This is a genomic window from Sphingomonas sp. Ant20 (assembly GCF_000783375.1).
Lineage (GTDB): Bacteria > Pseudomonadota > Alphaproteobacteria > Sphingomonadales > Sphingomonadaceae > Sphingomonas > Sphingomonas aerolata.
Map to the genome: position 1 here is coordinate 1 of NZ_JRVI01000108.1, position 4014 is coordinate 4014.

3 protein-coding genes are annotated in these 4014 nt (G+C 67.7%); all 3 read right to left on the reverse strand.

Annotation, left to right across the window (positions count from 1 at the left end; translation table 11 throughout):
- Window positions 1-1342: helicase HerA-like domain-containing protein (locus NI18_RS13825; RefSeq protein ID WP_037530598.1), on the reverse strand; the 1342-nt coding region annotated here is incomplete at its 3' end.
- A gap of 111 nt (window positions 1343-1453) precedes the next feature.
- Window positions 1454-3019, reverse strand: coding sequence for a Do family serine endopeptidase (locus NI18_RS13830; protein ID WP_037530600.1), 1566 nt, complete (start codon window positions 3017-3019; stop codon window positions 1454-1456).
- A gap of 105 nt (window positions 3020-3124) precedes the next feature.
- The gene (locus NI18_RS13835) at window positions 3125-3991 is read right to left on the reverse strand and encodes a protease modulator HflC (protein ID WP_037530602.1); all 867 of its coding nucleotides are present in this window, start codon (window positions 3989-3991) and stop codon (window positions 3125-3127) included.
- Window positions 3992-4014: the final 23 nt, after the last annotated feature.

The following is a 4014-nucleotide window of genomic DNA, read 5'->3' on the forward strand; positions in this document are numbered from 1 at the left end:
TCTCCGCCGCGGTCGTCGCCTTCGCCTCCGCCGCCGCCGCGCTCGCCGCTTCGGTCTTCGCCGCGAGCAGCTCCTCCGCCGACTCGCGATCGACCAAAGTGTCGTATTTTGCCCCGATCGCATCCGTCTCGATCATCACCGCGCGCTCGGCGGGCGTGATCGGCGCGACCCGCGACACCGGCGGCTTGATCAGCGTGCGCGCGACCGGCGTTGGCGACCCGTCCGCCTGCAACAGCGACACCAGCGCCTCGCCCACCTTCAGCTCGGTGATCGCGGTCGCGACATCGACCCCCGGATTCGCCCGGAACGTCTCCGCCGCGGAGCGCACCGCTGCCTGGTCGCGCGGCGTGAACGCGCGCAGCGCATGCTGCACCCGGTTGCCGAGCTGCCCCGCGATCGTCTCGGGAATGTCGATCGGGTTCTGCGTGATGAAATACACGCCCACGCCCTTCGACCGGATCAGCCGCACGACCTGCGCGATCGTGTCGAGCAGCGCCTTGGGTGCGGCATCGAACAGCAGATGCGCCTCGTCGAAGAAGAAGCACAGCACCGGCTTGTCGGGATCGCCGATCTCGGGAAGCTGCTCGAACAGCTCGCTCATCAGCCACAGCAGGAACGTCGAATAGAGCTTGGGGCTCGCCATCAGCTTGTCCGCGGCAAGGATGTTGACCAGCCCCCGCCCCCGGTCGTCGACGCCGATAAAGTCGCGCAATTCGAGCGCCGGCTCCCCGAAGAAATGCTCCGCGCCCTGCGACCGCAACTGGAGCAGCGCCCGCTGGATCGCGCCGATCGACTGTTTCGACACGTTGCCATAGGTCGTCGTCAGCTCGTCGGCCCGCCCCGCGCACTCGCTCAGCATCGCCTGCAGATCGTCGAGGTCGATCAGCAGCAGCCCTTCCGTATCCGCGACGTGGAAGGCGATCGTCAGCACCCCCTCCTGCACCTCGTTCAGGTCGAGCAGCCGCGCGAGCAGCACCGGCCCCATCTCGCTGATCGTCGTGCGGATCGGATGCCCCTGCTCGCCGAACAGGTCCCAGAACTGCACCGGCGTGTCGGCATAGGCCCAGCCGTCATCGCCGATCGCCTTGGTGCGCTCGGCAAAGATCGCATGCGTCTTCGCGGTCGGCGATCCCGCCATCGCGAGCCCCGACAGGTCGCCCTTCACGTCCGCGACGAAGCACGGCACGCCGTTCGCCGAAAACCCCTCGATGATCCCCTGCACGGTCACGGTCTTGCCCGTCCCCGTCGCGCCCGCGATCAGCCCGTGCCGGTTCGCGCGTTTGAGCTCGAGCGTCTGCCGCGTACCGTCCGCGCTCGCGCCGATGAAGATGCCGTCGCCCATGCTGCTATATCCTCGCTGTCGATCCCGATCCTAACCCCGCGCCCCGCAAAGAAAAAGGACCGCCGCTCGGGTGAGCGACGGGTCCTTCGGGACACGCGAGTGTCGAGTCGATTACTTGATCTTGACCGGCAGGAACTGCGCCGGCCCGCGCCCGCGCTTGACCTGCAACAGCACCTGCGGACGCCCGGCGGCCTTGGCCGTCGTGACCGCGCTTTGCAGCTCGGTTGCGCTGCGCACCGGCGTGCCGTTGACCGAGATGATCACGTCGCCGCGCTTGAGCTTGCCGAACGCATCGCTCGTCTGCGCGACGGCCGCGATCACCACGCCCTGCGTGCCCGCCTCGACGCCGACCGCCTGCGCGATCGCCGGGGTCAGCGGCTGGACGCCGATCCCGAGTGCCGCACCCGCGGTGGGTGCCGCGCCGGTCGCTGCATCATCGTCATCGCCGTCGTCGGTGCCGAAGCCCTGCGCGTCGCCGCCCAGCGTCGCCGCCAGCTTGTCCGCGCTCGGCCGCGGCACGACGACCACGTTCGCGCTCGTCGGCTTGCCGTTGCGCAGGATGTCGAGCCGCGCGGTCTGGCCGGGCTTCACGTTCGACACGAGATAGGACAGCGACTGGTCGACCGTGACCACCTGGCCGTTGACCTTGGTCACCACGTCGCCCGCGCGCACGCCGGCGCGCGCCGCGGGTCCGCCCGCGGTGACGTCGTTGATCAGCTCGCCCTGGTTCTTGGCGATGCCGAGCGCTGCGGCGGTATCCTCATCGATCGTGCCGCCACGGCCCAGCGTCACGCCGATATAGCCGCGCTCGATCGTGCCACCCTTCATGAAGGTCGCGATGATCGGCTTGGCGGTCGCCGCGGGGATCGCGAAGCCGATGCCGATATTGCCGCCCGACTGGCTGAAGATCTGCGAATTCACGCCGATCACATTGCCGTTCAGGTCGAACATCGGCCCGCCCGAATTGCCCTGGTTGATCGATGCGTCGGTCTGGATGAAGCGGTCATACGCGCCGCCCTGTCCGGTGACGCGGTTGATCGCCGAGATGATCCCCGCGGTCACCGTGCCGCCCAGCCCGAACGGCTCGCCGATCGCGACGACCCAGTCGCCGACGCGCGCGCCGTTCGAATCGCCGAACTTGACGAAGGGCAGGTTGGGCGCGTCGATCTTCAGCAGCGCCAAGTCCGATTCCTGGTCCTTGCCGATGACCTTGGCGACATATTCCTTCTTGTTGCTCAGCGTCACCGTGATCGAATCGACCGTCGCGCCCTGCGCGCCCGGCGAGATCACGTGATTGTTGGTGACGACATAGCCGTCCGCCGAGATCAGGAAGCCCGAGCCGAGCGACGCACCCTCGCGCTTGACCGGCGGGCCACCCTGCGGACCGCCGCCCATGCCGCCGAACAGCTCGCCGAACGGCGTGCCCGCGAACGGGTTGGCCTGCTGCTTCTGGACGATCGTCTGCTTGGTCGAGATGTTCACGACCGCGGGCTGGAGCCGCGCGACCATGTCGGCAAAGCTCATCGGCGCGCCGGGCTTGGGCACGACCGCCTGGATCGCGCCAGGTTCGTTCTGGGCGACCTGGCCGGTCCCCGAAGCGGTGCCGGGCTGGAGCGCGAGCGTCGCGGTCGCGCCGCCGAGCAGTAGAGCGCTGGTAATGGCGTAGGCGTAACGCACTGGATATTGTCCTCTCGTTTCATCGTCCGAAACCGGGGTTTCATCGCCGATTACGGCTGAACGACGCTTGAATATGAACGGGTGTTCAGAGCAAGCTCACGGGCTTTAACGCCCGCGGCCCTCGAATTCCCGCAGATAGCTGTTGTTCGGCGAAAGAATTATCGACGTCGATCCTTCGGGTGCCGGACCGCCATCTGCCCCGAACGTGTGCCGGTAGGACTGCATCGCCCGGTAGAAGTCGTAGAAGTCGGCATCCTTGCCAAAGCTCTCGGCATAGATCTTCGCCGAATCGGCGTCCGCCTGCGCACGGACGATCTGCGCCTGCTTCTGGCCCTCGGCGCGGATCGTGATCGCCTCCTGCTGGCGTGCGCTCGACATGCGCTTGAGCGCGCTTTCGAGCGGCAGGCCGACGGGCAGGTTCGCCTGCTTGATCCGCACGTCGACGATCTCGACACCGTACTGGCTCGCCACGCGCTGCAACCCGGTCTGGATATTATCCATCAGCTCGGACCGCTCGGGGCTGAGCAGTTCGACGAAGCGCCGCTTGCCCAGCTCGTTGCGCAGCGCCGACCCCAGGATCGGGCGCAGCTGGTCGGGAATGCGTTCCTCGCTGCCGACCGCGTTGCGCATCTTGCGCGGGTCGACGACGCGGTAGCGCGCATAGGCATCGACCTCGAGCCGCAGCTGGTCGGTCGACAGCACCAGCGTGTTGTCCAGCTCGATGTCCTGCACGCGCTTGTCGATCCACACGATGCGGTCGATGAACGGCACGCGTACGATCAGCCCCGCGCCGGTCTGGCCGAACGGCTGGCCGGGCGCATAGGCGTTGACCGTCCGGATCGGCTGGCCGAACCGCAGGATCACCGCCTGCTGCGTTTCCGGCACGATCGCAAAGCTCGCCGCGGCAAGGATCACGAGCACCAGTGCAATCGCGCCCGCGATCAGCGGGTTACGCCAGGTCAGGCCGTTCACTGGGCAGCTCCCGGCTGGGCGGC